General features: G+C 63.7%; 17 protein-coding genes. 3 read left to right on the plus strand and 14 right to left on the minus strand.

Annotated features, from left to right (window positions below):
* Positions 1–97 precede the first annotated feature (97 nt).
* The 9 genes from CAG18_RS10925 to ubiE all read right to left on the minus strand — a co-directional run bounded on the left by CAG18_RS10925 (position 98) and on the right by ubiE (position 6205).
* Positions 98–805: a 16S rRNA (uracil(1498)-N(3))-methyltransferase gene (locus CAG18_RS10925; protein WP_054572184.1), complete on the minus strand. Its 708-nt coding sequence runs from the start codon at positions 803–805 to the stop codon at positions 98–100.
* Positions 802–1590, minus strand: a complete 789-nt coding sequence (tatC, locus tag CAG18_RS10930; RefSeq protein WP_013974546.1) for a twin-arginine translocase subunit TatC — start codon at positions 1588–1590, stop codon at positions 802–804. The genes CAG18_RS10925 and tatC overlap by 4 nt, the downstream gene beginning before the upstream one ends.
* Positions 1587–1964 carry a Sec-independent protein translocase protein TatB gene (gene tatB, locus CAG18_RS10935; protein WP_003259854.1) on the minus strand — a complete coding sequence of 126 codons (378 nt, stop codon included), beginning with the start codon at positions 1962–1964 and terminating at the stop codon, positions 1587–1589. Before tatB ends, tatC begins: the two co-directional genes overlap by 4 nt.
* A 3-nt stretch (positions 1965–1967) precedes the next feature.
* Entirely contained in the window at positions 1968–2240 is a 273-nt protein-coding gene (locus tag CAG18_RS10940; protein WP_003259853.1) for a twin-arginine translocase TatA/TatE family subunit, read from the minus strand.
* Positions 2241–2393: 153 nt separating this feature from the next.
* The gene (locus CAG18_RS10950) at positions 2394–2729 is read right to left on the minus strand and encodes a phosphoribosyl-ATP diphosphatase (RefSeq protein ID WP_015272093.1); all 336 of its coding nucleotides are present in this window, start codon (positions 2727–2729) and stop codon (positions 2394–2396) included.
* Position 2730: 1 nt separating this feature from the next.
* Positions 2731–3123 (minus strand): phosphoribosyl-AMP cyclohydrolase, encoded by a 393-nt coding sequence (hisI, locus tag CAG18_RS10955; protein WP_013974544.1) that lies wholly within the window; start codon positions 3121–3123, stop codon positions 2731–2733.
* A 72-nt stretch (positions 3124–3195) separates the two neighbouring features.
* Positions 3196–4815: a ubiquinone biosynthesis regulatory protein kinase UbiB gene (ubiB, locus tag CAG18_RS10960; RefSeq protein WP_015272092.1), complete on the minus strand. Its 1620-nt coding sequence runs from the start codon at positions 4813–4815 to the stop codon at positions 3196–3198.
* Positions 4812–5435 carry an SCP2 domain-containing protein gene (locus CAG18_RS10965; RefSeq protein ID WP_003259850.1) on the minus strand — a complete coding sequence of 208 codons (624 nt, stop codon included), beginning with the start codon at positions 5433–5435 and terminating at the stop codon, positions 4812–4814. The genes ubiB and CAG18_RS10965 overlap by 4 nt, the downstream gene beginning before the upstream one ends.
* On the minus strand, positions 5435–6205 hold the full coding sequence (gene ubiE / locus CAG18_RS10970; RefSeq protein ID WP_013974541.1) for a bifunctional demethylmenaquinone methyltransferase/2-methoxy-6-polyprenyl-1,4-benzoquinol methylase UbiE: 771 nt from the start codon (positions 6203–6205) through the stop codon (positions 5435–5437). The genes CAG18_RS10965 and ubiE overlap by 1 nt, the downstream gene beginning before the upstream one ends.
* A 124-nt stretch (positions 6206–6329) precedes the next feature.
* Between ubiE and CAG18_RS10975 the strand changes: the two genes are divergently transcribed.
* The 3 genes from CAG18_RS10975 to CAG18_RS10985 all read left to right on the plus strand — a co-directional run bounded on the left by CAG18_RS10975 (position 6330) and on the right by CAG18_RS10985 (position 7932).
* Positions 6330–6605: a polyhydroxyalkanoic acid system family protein gene (locus CAG18_RS10975; protein WP_015272091.1), complete on the plus strand. Its 276-nt coding sequence runs from the start codon at positions 6330–6332 to the stop codon at positions 6603–6605.
* Positions 6606–6728: 123 nt separating this feature from the next.
* Entirely contained in the window at positions 6729–7148 is a 420-nt protein-coding gene (locus tag CAG18_RS10980; protein ID WP_023663112.1) for a phasin family protein, read from the plus strand.
* Positions 7149–7158: 10 nt separating this feature from the next.
* On the plus strand, positions 7159–7932 hold the full coding sequence (locus CAG18_RS10985) for a phasin family protein (RefSeq protein ID WP_085720886.1): 774 nt from the start codon (positions 7159–7161) through the stop codon (positions 7930–7932).
* Positions 7933–8062: 130 nt separating this feature from the next.
* On the opposite strand, the gene CAG18_RS10990 is transcribed toward CAG18_RS10985, so the two are convergent.
* The 5 genes from CAG18_RS10990 to CAG18_RS11010 all read right to left on the minus strand — a co-directional run bounded on the left by CAG18_RS10990 (position 8063) and on the right by CAG18_RS11010 (position 13668).
* Positions 8063–8677 (minus strand): TetR/AcrR family transcriptional regulator, encoded by a 615-nt coding sequence (locus CAG18_RS10990; RefSeq protein WP_025340913.1) that lies wholly within the window; start codon positions 8675–8677, stop codon positions 8063–8065.
* 13 nt (positions 8678–8690) lie between these two features.
* Positions 8691–10373, minus strand: a complete 1683-nt coding sequence (phaC, locus tag CAG18_RS10995) for a class II poly(R)-hydroxyalkanoic acid synthase (RefSeq protein WP_054572181.1) — start codon at positions 10371–10373, stop codon at positions 8691–8693.
* A 52-nt stretch (positions 10374–10425) separates the two neighbouring features.
* Positions 10426–11277, minus strand: a complete 852-nt coding sequence (gene phaZ, locus CAG18_RS11000; RefSeq protein WP_015272086.1) for a poly(3-hydroxyalkanoate) depolymerase — start codon at positions 11275–11277, stop codon at positions 10426–10428.
* Positions 11278–11340: 63 nt separating this feature from the next.
* On the minus strand, positions 11341–13020 hold the full coding sequence (gene phaC, locus CAG18_RS11005; protein WP_015272085.1) for a class II poly(R)-hydroxyalkanoic acid synthase: 1680 nt from the start codon (positions 13018–13020) through the stop codon (positions 11341–11343).
* A 270-nt stretch (positions 13021–13290) separates the two neighbouring features.
* Positions 13291–13668, minus strand: a complete 378-nt coding sequence (locus CAG18_RS11010; protein WP_003249306.1) for a gamma-butyrobetaine hydroxylase-like domain-containing protein — start codon at positions 13666–13668, stop codon at positions 13291–13293.
* Positions 13669–13744 lie beyond the last annotated feature (76 nt).

The raw sequence follows: 13744 nt of genomic DNA on the forward strand, positions 1-13744 counted from the left end.
CGACTCCCCGGCGCCTTGGCAGCACGATTAATTGTTGTGTTGCCAAGACAATCGGCCTGGGGAAGGGAAACTTTATGGGTAAAAATTGACTAGAGTGTCAGAAAATCCGTGAAAGCAGCGCTGTCACCGCGGTCTCTACCCGCAGGATGCGGTCGCCCAGCTGGACCGGAGCCAGGCCTGCCTTGCCCAGCAGGTCCACCTCGTAGGGGATCCAGCCGCCCTCCGGGCCGATGGCCAGGGTCACGTGCTGCTCCACGGCGCGCGGGCAGGCGGGGTAGGGGCCGGGGTGGCCGACCAAGCCCAGGGTGCCTGCGGCGATGGCCGGCAGGCGGTCTTCGACGAACGGTTTGAAGCGCTTCTCGATGATCACTTCGGGCAGCACGGTGTCGCGGGCTTGTTCCAGGCCCAGGATGAGGTTCTCGCGAATGCTGTCCGGGTGCAGGAACGGTGTTTGCCAGAAGCTTTTCTCGACCTTGTAGCTGTTCAGCAGGATCAGCCGCGGCACGCCGAGGGTGGCCACGGTCTGGAACAGCCGGCGCAGCATTTTCGGCCGAGGTACGGCCAGCACCAGGGTCAGCGGCAGCTTGGCCGGTGGCTGCTGGTCAAAGGCGACTTCCAGTTCGGCTTCGTGCTTTTCCAGGCGCAGCACCGTGGCCTTGCCCATCAGGCCGTTGATTCGCCCCACGCGCAGGTTGTCGCCCACCGCCACACGGTGGATGTCCTGCATGTGGGTGAAGCGCCTATCTGCGAGGACGACGCGGTCAGCCGAGACGAAGTCGGCCTCTTCAAGGAGCAACAGGTTCACGGTTGGGTCGCTGGTGGCTGGTCGTTGTGGTCGTTGGCGGTTTCGTCGTGGGCGCTGCGCTTGCGGATCAGACTGCCGCACAGCACGCCGATCTCGAACAGCAGCCACATGGGTACGGCCAGCAGGGTCTGGGAGAAGATGTCCGGCGGGGTAAGGACCATGCCGACCACGAAACAGCCGATGATCACGTAGGGGCGAATCTTCTTCAGGTACTTCACGTCGACCACGCCGATCCATACCAGCAGCACCACCGCCACCGGGATTTCGAAGGCCACGCCAAAGGCGAAGAACAGCGTCATCACGAAGTCGAGGTAGCTGGCGATGTCGGTCATCATCGACACGCCTTCCGGCGTGGCGCTGGCGAAGAAGCCGAAGATCAGCGGGAACACCAGGAAATAGGCGAAGGCCATGCCGGCGTAGAACAGGAAGATGCTCGACACCAGCAGCGGAATGGCAATGCGCTTTTCATGGCGGTACAGCCCGGGTGCGATGAAGCCCCAGATCTGCTGGAGGATGAACGGAATCGCCAGGAACAGCGAGACGATCATGGTCAGCTTGAACGGCGTGAGGAACGGCGATGCCACGTCGGTGGCGATCATCGTGGCATTGGCCGGCAAGTGCTCGCGCAGCGGTGCGGAGACCAGGGTGTAGATCTGCTGGGCGAAGGAGAACAGCCCGGCAAAGATCAGGAAAATGACGGCAACGCAGCGCAACAGGCGGGTGCGCAGTTCGGTCAGGTGCGAAACCAGCGGCATTGGCTGGTCGTGTTCCGGATTTTCGCTCATGGGGCTCGCGGCGGTTGAGGCGGTTCAGAAGGCGTGGCCGGGGCGGCAGCGGTCTCGACCGGCCTGGCTTCGAGCCCGGCGGGGGGCTGAACGGTTGCGGTGGTGACAGGCGGCTGCGCCGGTGGCGTCATCGGGTTGAGGATGCGCTTGGCTTCCTCTTCCATCTGCAGGATGTGCTCGTTGTGCAGCTGGCGGCGGATTTCGTCGGCGCCGATTTCGCGCTCCACTTCCATCTTGATGCTGTTGAAACTGCGCTTGAGCCGGCCGATCCACAGGCCTGCCGTGCGCGCGGCACCGGGCAGGCGCTCGGGGCCGAGCACCAGCAGGGCGACCAGGCCGACGAGCAGCAGCTCGCTGAAACTGATGCCGAACATGGGTCAGTCTTTCCGCTGCGGCTCTTGGACCGGCTGGGCCTGGCCTTCGATGGTGTGGCCCTGGTTCTGCTGGGCAGTGTTCTGCACCGGTGGAACGGGTTGGGCAGGCGGCGGGGTCTGCTCGGCTGGCTTGTTCTCTTCGTCGCTCATGGCCTTGCGGAAGCCCTTGATCGACTCACCCAGGTCACTGCCGAAGTTCTTCAGCTTCTTGGTACCGAACACCAGGACCACGACCACTAGCAGGACGATCCAGTGTTTCCAGTCAAAGATACCCATTTCGTACTCCTGAAAAATGTGTGTTGGCCCTATCGGGGCTGCATTGCAACCATTGTGGGAGCGGGTTCACCCGCGAAGAATGCAACGCGGTGTATGGCACCGGCTTTGCCGGTGTTCGCGGGTGAACCCGCTCCCACAGGCCCCGAAAATACGTCAGGCAGCAGGCGTTCGTGCAGCCTTCTCATCATGCCCGGAAAGCCCGAAGCGGCGTTCCAGCTCATCGAGCACGGCCTGCGGATGCTGGCCCAGCGCGCTGAGCATTACCAGGCTATGAAACCACAGGTCGGCGGTTTCGTAGATGACATCGCTGTAATCCTTGCTGACCGCGGCGTCCTTGGCGGCAATGATCGTCTCGACCGACTCTTCGCCGAGCTTTTCGAGGATCTTGTTCAGGCCCTTGTGGTACAGGCTGGCCACGTAGGAGCTGTCGGGGGCCGCTTGCTTGCGTTCTTCAAGCACTTCGGCCAGGCGGTTCAGGGTGTCGCTCATGTCAGTGTCCTGCGCTGTAGATGGCATCCGGGTCTTTCAGGACCGGGTCGACGGTTTTCCACTGGCCGTCTTCGAAGACGCGGTAGAAGCAGCTTTCACGGCCGGTATGGCAGGCGATATGGCCCAGTTGCTCGACCATCAGGATGATCACGTCGGCATCGCAGTCCAGGCGCATTTCATGCAGCTTCTGCACATGCCCGGATTCCTCGCCCTTGCGCCACAGCTTGCCACGCGAACGCGACCAGTAGATGGCGCGTTGCTCGGCGGCGGTCAGGGCCAGCGATTCGCGGTTCATCCAGGCCATCATCAGCACGCGTCCGGTCTTGTGGTCCTGGGCGATCGCCGGTACCAGGCCCTCGCTGTTCCACTTGATCTCGTCCAGCCAGTCTTTCATCGTCGACTCCAAAGCGGGCCCGCTCCTGTGCCGGGCCCTTTGCGCTAGTGTGCCAGCCATGGGCGCGGCTGGCTATTGGCGCACGATCAGGTAAAGGCCGGCGGCCAACATCAGCCAGGCCGGCCAGGCGGCAGGGGCGGCCAGGCTGGTGGCTGCGGCGGCACCAGCGGCCAGTACCGCGCCCCCGCCGAGCAGGCCGGCGCCGAGCAGGCGCAGCGCCCAGCGGTCGCCCTGGCGGCGCCGCTCCGGCAGTTGCGGATCGTGCAGGTGCGGTTGCGACAGGCGCTCGAGCAGGTCACGGGCCATGTCGGCCAGGTGCGGCAGTTGCTCGACCTGGCTGTGGATGTTGCCGAGCACGGCCTTGGGGCTCATGCGGTCGCGCATCCAGCGCTCGAGGAATGGCTTGGCGGTGCTCCACAGGTCCAGGTCTGGGTACAACTGGCGGCCCAGGCCCTCGATGTTGAGCAGGGTTTTCTGCAGCAATACCAGCTGCGGCTGCACTTCCATGTTGAAGCGCCGGGCGGTCTGGAACAGGCGCATCAGCACCTGGCCGAAGGAAATATCCTTTAACGGTTTTTCGAAGATCGGTTCGCACACGGTGCGGATCGCCGCTTCGAACTCGTTGACCTTGGTGTGCGCCGGCACCCAGCCCGAGTCGATGTGCAGTTGGGCGACGCGGCGGTAGTCACGCTTGAAGAAAGCGATCAGGTTGCGCGCCAGGTAGTCCTGGTCCTCGGCGGTCAGGCTGCCGACGATGCCGCAGTCGATGGCGATGTACTGCGGGCTCCATGGTTTGACAGTGCTGACGAAGATGTTGCCCGGGTGCATGTCGGCATGGAAGAAGCTGTCGCGGAACACCTGGGTGAAGAATACCTCCACGCCTCGTTCGGCCAGCAGCTTCATGTCGGTGCGCTGATCGGCCAAGGTGGCCATGTCGGTCACCGGCACGCCGTAGATGCGCTCCATCACCAGCACCTTGGGGCGGCACAGGTCCCAGTACACCTGGGGCACGTACATCAGCTCGGAACCTTCGAAATTGCGCCGCAACTGGCTGGCGTTGGCCGCTTCGCGCAGCAGGTCGAGTTCGTCGTAGATGGTTTTTTCGTAGTCGCCGACGATTTCCACCGGGTGCAGGCGGCGGGCGTCGGCCGAAGCGCGCTCGGCGGCCTTGGCGATCAGGAACAGCCAGGCCAGGTCCTGGGCGATCACCGGCTTCAGGCCCGGGCGCACCACCTTGACTACCACTTCCTCGCCACTTTTCAGGCGCGCAGCATGCACCTGGGCCACCGAGGCCGAGGCCAGTGGTTCGACGTCGAAGCGGCTGAACAGTTGCGTTACCGGGGCGCCCAGCTGCGCCTCGATCAGTGCCACGGCCTGCTTGGGGTCGAACGGCGGCACGCGGTCCTGCAGCAGCATCAGTTCATCGGCTATGTCGTTGGGCAGCAGATCACGACGGGTGGACAACAACTGGCCGAACTTGATGAAGATCGGCCCCAGGTCCTGCAGGGCCAGGCGCAGGCGCGCGCCTCGGTTGAGCTCGGACGGCTTGCGCGGCAGCCAGCGCCACGGCATCAGCAGGCGCAGGCTCATCAGCCACCAGGGCAGCGGCAGGTCGAACAGCAGGTCATCGAGACGGTAGCGAATCACCACACGCTGGATGCGAAAAAGACGGCGGACGGCGAGCAGCTTCATGCGTTATCGCTGGTATCAAGGGATCGGGAGAGGCGCTTGAGGCGCGCCTCGAGGCGTTCTGTATCGAGCTTCAGGGTATCGAGCTCGCTGAAGGCGGCTTCGGCTTCGCGCTTGCCGACCAGGGTACGGGACTCTTCGGCCAGGTACTCGGAAAGGTTCTGGCTGAAGCGCGCCAGGCCCTGGCGGGTCCAGCGTGCGCGCAGGCGGATGTGGCCGGCCAGCAGCGCCGTGGCGACCGGGCCAAGCCAGCGTTGCAGTTCGTGTTCCCAGTCCAGCTCCAGGTCCTGCAGCACACCGAACAGGTCGAGCAACACGGCGCTGTCGCCATGCAGTTCGACTTGCGGGCTGTGCAGCACGGCGGTCTTGTCCCTGGCCAGGGCCAGTTGCGCCAGGCTGCCGGCCGGGGCGCGCAGGCTGCAGTCGACCTCACCTTGCCAGTGGGCGGCGAGCATCAGGCCCTCTTCATCGGGCAGGATGAAAACCTGCAAGGCCGGCTGGCGGCAGTCGATCTCGATGACCTTGCCCTCCAGCGCGGCCAGCCGCGGCAGGGCCGTGCTGTCCATGCGCAGGACGCGGTTCAGGCCATGTTCGGCGCTGGCGAGCAGCCCGGCCAGCAGCATCAGGGCTTGATCCCCCGATGCACGGCAACGATGCCGCTGGTCATGTTGTGGTAGGTGACCCGGTCGAAACCGGCCTCGACCATCATGGCCTTCAGGGTTTCCTGATCGGGGTGCATGCGGATCGACTCGGCGAGGTAACGGTAGCTCTCCGAATCGTTGGTGATCAGCTTGCCGGCCAGCGGCATGAAGGCGAACGAGTAGGCGTCGTAGGCCTTGGACATCAGCTTGTTGGTCGGCTTGGAGAACTCCAGCACCAGCAGGCGACCGCCTGGCTTGAGCACGCGCAGCATCGAGCGGATGGCTTCGTCCTTGTGGGTGACGTTGCGCAGGCCGAAGGCGATGGTCACGCAGTCGAAGTGGTTGTCCGGGAATGGCAGCTTCTCGGCGTCGGCCTGAACGAACTCGATGTTGCCGGCCACGCCACGGTCGAGCAGGCGGTCACGACCGACCTTGAGCATCGATTCGTTGATGTCGGCCAGCACTACCTGACCGGTCGGGCCGACCAGCCGCGAGAACTTGGCGGCCAGGTCGCCGGTACCGCCGGCGATGTCCAGTACACGATTGCCGGCGCGTACGCCCGACAGCTCGATGGTGAAGCGCTTCCACAGGCGGTGCATGCCGCCGGAAAGCACGTCGTTCATCAGGTCGTACTTGGCCGCTACCGAGTGGAACACCTCGGCGACTTTCTTCGCCTTCTGGCTTTCAGGGACGTCCTGGTAACCGAAATGGGTGGTGGGTTCGGCGTGGTCGCCTTTGCGCTGGTCGTTCATATCGCTTCACCGGAAAAAATTACCGCCATTCTAGGGCGAACGGGCAGATTTGTCTTGGCGGGGTGTGCCAGTGGGCAGGGGCGGGCATAATGCCCATTATGTCTTCATCTTCAGGAACACCCGCATGACCCAGATCAGCGTCGAACGCAAACATTCCCTCGGCCGCGATGCCGCCCGTGCCAAGGCTGAAGCGCTGGTCGACAAACTGACCCGCGAATATGACCTCAAGGCCACCTGGAACGGCGACAGGGTCGACGTGGCGCGCAGCGGTGCCAACGGCAGCGTGCACATCTTCGATGACCGCATCCGCGTCGAATTGAAGCTGGGCATGATGCTGTCGATGATGAGCGGCACCATCAAGGGCGAGATCGAGCGGGCGCTGGACAAAGCCCTGGCCTGACCCCTTCCGGGGGCCATGCTCGTTCACCTTAGGGTGAAGATTCTAATTTCCCTCTCTACCTTGTGCTCAAGCCCAACCTCCATGGGCGGTTTATCCTCCACTCATGAGCATGAGGTACAGAGCATGGCCAAAGTGACTGTGAAGAAAAAGGACGACGCCCCGGGCACGCTGGGCGAGGTGCGCGGCTACGCGCGCAAGATCTGGCTGGCGGGCATCGGCGCCTATGCGCGTGTGGGCCAGGAAGGCTCCGACTACTTCAATGAGCTGGTCAAGGCCGGCGAAGGCGTCGAGAAGCGTGGCAAGAAGCGCATCGACAAGGAACTCGATGCTGCCAACAATCAGATCGACGAAGCGACCCAGGAAGTCAGTCGCGTACGCGGCAAGGTCGAAGTTCAACTGGACAAGATCGAAAAAGCTTTCGACGCGCGGGTAGGTCGCGCCTTGAATCGCCTTGGCATTCCGTCTAAACATGACGTTGAGGCGTTGTCCATCAAGCTTGAACAGCTGCACGAGCTGCTCGAGCGCGTCGCGCACAAACCATAAGGAGAGCAGGATGGCTGGCAAGAAGAATTCCGAGAAAGAAGGCAGCTCCTGGGTCGGCGGGATCGAGAAGTACTCCCGCAAGATCTGGCTGGCGGGGCTTGGTATCTATTCGAAGATCGACCAGGACGGCCCGAAGCTGTTCGACTCGCTGGTGAAGGATGGCGAGAAGGCCGAGAAGCAGGCGAAGAAGACCGCCGAAGATGTTGCTGAAACTGCCAAGTCGTCGACCACTTCGCGTGTGTCGGGCGTGAAGGACCGTGCGCTGGGCAAGTGGAGCGAACTCGAAGAGGCCTTCGACAAGCGCCTGAACAGCGCCATCTCGCGCCTTGGCGTGCCGAGCCGCAACGAGATCAAGGCCCTGCACCAGCAGGTGGACAGCCTGACCAAGCAGATCGAGAAACTTACCGGCGCTTCGGTTACCCCGATTTCGTCGCGCGCTGCGGCCAAACCGGCTGCGAGCAAGGCGGCGGCCAAGCCACTGGCCAAGACGGCAGCGGCCAAGCCTGCGGCGAAAACTGCGGCGGCCAAGCCGGCGGCCAAGACTGCTGCGGCGAAACCTGCTGCCAAGACTGCAGCGGCCAAGCCTGCGGCGAAACCGGCAGCGGCCAAGCCGGCTGTGGCGAAGAAGCCTGCAGTGAAGAAAGCGCCGGCCAAACCGGCGGCCGCCAAGCCGGCAGCTCCAGCGGCCAGCGCCGCTCCGGCCGCTAGCGCAGCTCCGGCACCAACCGCGGCTCCGGCCAGCAACCCGCCTTCGGCACAAACAGGCACCGGTACCCTGATCTGATACCGCGTCGCCTTCTTCGCGGGTAAACCCGCTCCCACAGGTACTGCGCCGCTTGTAAGCTCTGCACCGTACCTGTAGGAGCGGGTTCACCGGCGAATGCGTCGGCTGCCGCAATACATTCCAGTCAGGCTTACCCCTCCAGATACCGCACCGCCAACTGCTCCGCCGCCCCCCGCGCCTGGGCCTGCAGATGCGGCGCCACCAGCATCATCACCTGGTACACCACAATCCCCACATCCCCCTCGCGCCCCAGTACCCGCTGGTAATCCAGCGAGAACATCAGTGTCAGGGTGATCTGCTCCACCAGTTGCCCCAGCGCCTGGGTCTCGCTCTCTACCAACCCTTGGCCCTTGAGGCTGGCCAGCAACGCCGCCAGTGTGCGCTTGAGTGCGTTGATCAGGCTGCGCATGCCGCGGGCCAGTTTGGGCAGGCGCCCGGTCAGGTTCGACAGGTCCTGGAACAGGAAGCGGTACTGCGCCATGCGTTCGACGATCAGGTGCAGGAACAGCCAGTAATCCTCGGCATCCAGGCGTACCTCCAGTGGCGGGTCGAGCAAGGGCATCAGCGCTTCTTCAAAGCGCTCGAACAGCCCCAGCACCAACGGCTCCTTGCCGTGGAAGTGGTAGTAGAGGTTGCCGGGGCTGATGCCCAGTTCGTTGGCAATTTCCAGGGTGGATACGTTCGGTTCGCCCTGCTGGTTGAACAGCTGCAGGGCACATTCGAGGATACGGTCGCGAGTCTTCATCCAGTCGGCATGCTCATCGGGTCAGCACGTAGGTGCCCGGCGCAGGGCCCAGCGGTGGGTAGGTGGCATTGCCCAGTTCGCTGCGCGGTGCCTTGAGCGGGCCGGAGCGCGGGGTGATCCACTCCAGCCACAACGGCCACCAGCTGCCTTCGCTGCGCTTGGCATCGTGGAACCAGGCACGCGGGTCGCTGGACAGCTTGGGGTTGGCCAGGTAATAGGCCTTGGGGTTACCGGGCGGGTTGATGATGCTCTGGATGTGCCCGCTGTTGGCCAGCACGAAGCGACGGTCGCCGCCCAGCAGCAAGGCCGAGCGGTACACCGCATCCCACGGGGTGATGTGGTCGTTGCTGCCGGCCACGGTGAAACTGTCCAGATCGACCTTCTGCAGGTCGATGGGGGTGCCGCATACCTCCAGGCCGGCTGGGTGAGTCAGCGGGTTGAGCTTGAAGAAGTCCAGCAGGTCGCCATGCAGCGCGGCGGGCAGGCGCGTGCTGTCGGCGTTCCAGTACAGGATGTCGAAAGCTGGTGGTGTCTTGCCGAGCAGGTAGTTGTTGACCCAGTAGTTCCAGATCAGGTCGTTGGGCCGCATCCAGGCGAAGATCCGCGCCACCTCGGCGCCATCCAGCACGCCTCGTTGGTAGGAGCGGCGCTTGGCGGCTTCGATGGTCTGCTCGTCGGCGAACAGGCTGGCGGGGCTTTCGAACTTGCTGTCCAGAAGGCTGACCAGGTAGGTGGCGCTGCGCACCCGACGCAGCTGGTGCTTGGCCTGCAGGTGACCCTGCAGCGCGGCCATGGTCAGGCCGCCGGCGCAGGCCCCCATCAGGTTGGGGTCGCGGTTGCCGCTGATGCTGCGGCAAGCGTTGAGCGCTTCTTCCAGGGCCTGCACGTAGCTCGACAGGCCCCATTCGCGGTGGCGCGGGTCGGGGTTGCGCCAGCTCACCATGAACACCTGCAGGCCATTCTTGAGCATGTACTGGACGAAGCTGTTGGTCGAGCTGAGGTCGAAGATGTAGAACTTGTTGATCTGTGGCGGCACTACCAGCAGTGGCCGGGCGTGCTGCTTTTCGCTCATCGGCTTGTACTGGATCAGCTCCAGCAGCTCGTTGCGAAACACCACGGCGCCGGCGGTTGCAGCCAGGTTGCCGCCCACTTCGAAGGCGCGCTCGTCGACCTGGCGTGGCAGGCCATCGTTGTGGCGCAGGTCATCGAGCAGGTGGGCCACGCCGCGTACCAGGCTCTGGCCACCGCTGTTGAACAGTTCCTTGACCGCCAGCGGGTTGAGCAGCGAGTTGCTCGGCGCCAGTGCATCGTTGATCAGGTTGAACAGGAAGTGCGCACGGGCCCGGTCATCGTCGTCCAGGTGGCTTTCCTCGATCCACAGGCGGGTCTGCTTCTGCCAGGCCAGGTAGGCTTGCAGGCCGCGCCGGTAGAACGGGTTCTGGCTCCATGTCGGGTCGCTGAAGCGCGGATCCCGCGGGTTCGGCTGAAACGGTGTGTCACCCAGCATCACCCTGCCCAGCTGACCACCCAGGGCCAACAGGTGATGCGCGGTGTGCAGCGGATGACGCAGGCTTTGGCGGCTGACATTGCGCAGCGTGGAAATCAGGTCACGGCCGCGCAGGCCGAGGATGGCGTTCTGCACGTTCATGCTGGTGGCGGGAAGCGTTGTCGTTCCTTTGGCCGTTTTGTCTTTCATGGCAACACTCCCTCGTTCTAACCATGGCGCCGCTTCGCGGGCAAGCCCGCCCCTACACGCCCGAAACCGGGCGAGGGTGCATGACAGCGCGCTGACGCTCTTGCTGAAGGAACTTCATGATGATCGGGGCGACGGCCTCGGCTCGGGTGATCAGGAACAGATGGCCGTCGTCGATAATGTGTAGCTGGGCATTGGGAATTCGCCAGGCCAGCAGGCGCATGTTTATCAGCGGGATCAACGGGTCGTCGTCGCCTGCCAGCACCAGGGTCGGCTGCTGGATCTTGTGCAGCCAATGGATGCTGGTCCAGCCAAGCCCGGCGAACAACTGCCAGTAGTAGCCCATCTTGCCGCCGGATCGCACCTTGGCGGCGTGCTGCATGGCCAGGTCCGGGTCACGCCGGAAGCCGCCGCCATAGATCGTCGGCGCAATGCGGATGACATGCGACGGCTGCACGTAGCGCCGCGGGCTGGCCATCATCCACAGCACCTTGGGCTTGCCCGGCACCATCACCGCACCGGCGGCAGTGGCGGCCAGCACCAGCTTCTTGCAGCGCTCGGGGTAGTCGTGGGCGAACTGCTGGGCCAGGGCGCCGCCCCAGGACACACCGATGACATTGACCTGGCCATAGTCGAGGTAGTCGAGCATGCGTGCCGTCAGCTTGGCCAACCCGGGGAAGCGGTAAGGGTGGCGCGGCGTGGACGAGCCGCCGACCCCGGGCACGTCAAAGGCGATGACTTCCAGGTCCGGGTCCAGCGCCTCGATGAACGGAAACACCAGCTCCAGGTTGGCGCCGATGCCGTTGAAGATCAGCAGCGGCGTCAGATGCGACTTGCCCGGGCGGACGGCGGTGCGGATGGACTGGTTGTCCAGCTCGACGGTCCTGAAGATATAGGGTTGCGGCATGCGCGTGACTCATGGGGTGAAATGAACACCGTGGCGCCCCGCAGGGGGCCACGGCGCTGCAGCTCAACGCTCGTGAACGTAGGTGCCCGGGGATGCCTCGCCAGCGGCATAGGCACGGTTGCCCAGGCGGGTCGGTGCCTTTTTCAGCTCGCCGGCACGTTCGCCCAGCCAGCTTTGCCAGTGCAGCCACCAGGAGTCCGCATGCTTGGTAGCGTTTTCTTGCCAGGCCACCGGGTCACCCGGGCGATCGGCACCGGTCATGAAGCGCGCCTTGGGGTTGCCTGGCGGGTTGAGGATGCTCTGGATATGGCCGCTGTTGGACAGCACGAATTCGATCTTGCCGCCGAACAGGTGCGCCGAGCGGTAGCACGACTGCCAAGGGGTAATATGGTCATTGGTGCCGGCGAGGCTGTAGATGTCGCATTTGACCTGTTTCAGATCGATCGGAGTGCCGCACACTTCCAGGGCGTCCGGGCGCGTCAGCGGGTTGCTCTTGAACATCTCGATCAGGTCGCCATGGAAGGCGGCCGGGAGGCGCGTGGTGTCGTTGTTCCAGAACAGGATGTCGAACACCGGCGGCTCGTTGCCGAGCAGGTAGTTGTTGACCCAGTAGTTCCAGATCAGGTCGTTGGGGCGCATCCAGGCGAACACCTTGGCCATCTCGCTGCCTTCGAGCACGCCGGCCTGGTAGGAGTGGCGCTTGGCGGCCTCCAGGGTCTGCTCGTCGACGAACAGGGCGACCTGGTTGTCCATGGTGGTGTCCAGCACGCTGACCAGCAGGGTCAGGGCATTGACCTTGTTCTCGCCGAGCGCGGCATAGTGGCCGACCAATGCCGTGCAGGTGATGCCGCCGGAGCAGGCACCGAGCATGTTCAAGTCCTTGCTGCCGGTTATCGCCAGCACCGCGTCGACCGCCTCCTTGAGCGCATCGATATAGGTGGACAGGCCCCATTCGCGCTGGGCTTTGGTCGGGTTGCGCCAGCTGATGATGAAGGTCTGCTGCTGTGAGCGCAGGCAGTAGCGCGCCAGGCTCTTTTCCGGGCTCAGGTCGAATACGTAGAACTTGTTGATTTGCGGCGGCACCACCAGTAGCGGGCGGGCATGCACCTGCTCGGTGATGGGGCTGTACTGGATCAGCTCCAGCACATCGTTGCGGTACACCACGGCGCCTTCACTGGTGCCCAGGTTCTTGCCCACCTCGAAGGCGTCCATGTTCACCTGGCTGGGCATGCCGCCGTTGTTGACCAGGTCCTTGGCCAGGTTGGACAGGCCATCGAGCAGGCTCTTGCCGCCTGTTTCGAAAAAGCGTTTGACCGCTGCCGGGTTGGACAGGGTGTTGGTCGGCGCCATGGCTTCGGTCATCAGGTTGATGACGAACTGGCCACGGCTGATGTCTTGGGGCGAAAGGTCACTGCTGCCGATCCAGTCCTGCAGCTCCTTGCGCCAGGCCAGATAGGTTTGCAGGTAGCGGCGGTAAAGTGGGTTGTTGCTCCATGCCGGGTCATTGAAGCGACGGTCGTCGCTTTCCGGGGCAAGGCTGGACTTGCCCAGCAGCACGTTCTTCAGCTCCAGGCCAAAGTGGGCCACATGCTTGGCGCTGTGCAGCGGTTGGCGCACGGCCTGGCGCAGCACGGTGCGTGCCGAGCTCAACAGGTCCTTGCGACGGATACCGATGACCGGGTTCAGCCCCAGGGTGTTTTCCGAGGCCTGCCGCTGCAGCTCATCGTTGTTCTTGTTACTCATCTACGACGCTCCGTTGTCCTGAGACGAGTACCGGTTTCTGTGGCGGGTGCACAGTTCTGAGCCCGGTACTGCTACTCGGGTGACCAGTGATAAGGAACAGCGGTGCTGCGAGGGTTCTGGCTACCTGCAATTTGATGCAGGGAACTTGCCACCCCCCCATTGGTTACCCGACTTTCATGTAATGCGCAAGACAGCCCGTCACTGGGCTGTCTGTAAGGTATTCAAACAAATGAATTTAGAAAATGCGCTCTAAATCCTGAAGGCCTTGCGCTAGAGCATGAGTTTGACCACCGACTCGGCGGGGTCGCGGGATTTGCCGGCCTTGTGCAGTTCGTCGAGGTACTCGGCCCACAGCTGTTCCTGGCGCAGGCACAGCTGCTCGAGGTATTCCCAGGTGAACAGGCCGCTGTCATGGCCGTCGTCGAAGGTCAGTTTCAGTGCGTATTGCCCGGCAGGTTCCAGCCCGCTGAGGCCGACGTTGATCTTGCCGAACTGCAGGATGGGGTTGCCGTGGCCCTGAACCTCGGCGGAGGGGGAGTGCACGCGCAGGAATTCGGCGGGCAGGTGGTAGACCTCGCCGGGGGCGTAGGTGAGGCTGAGGGTTTTCGAGGCTTTGTGCAGGTTGATGGCGGTGGGCAGGCGGGCCATGGGCGGAATCTCTCGGGAGCTGATGGTGCACAGCTTCAGGAGATTCGGGGGATTGTGCAAGGGGCTGCTTTGCAGC

Source organism: Pseudomonas sp. B22(2017) (assembly GCF_002113105.1).
Taxonomy (GTDB): Bacteria; Pseudomonadota; Gammaproteobacteria; order Pseudomonadales; family Pseudomonadaceae; genus Aquipseudomonas; species Aquipseudomonas asiatica.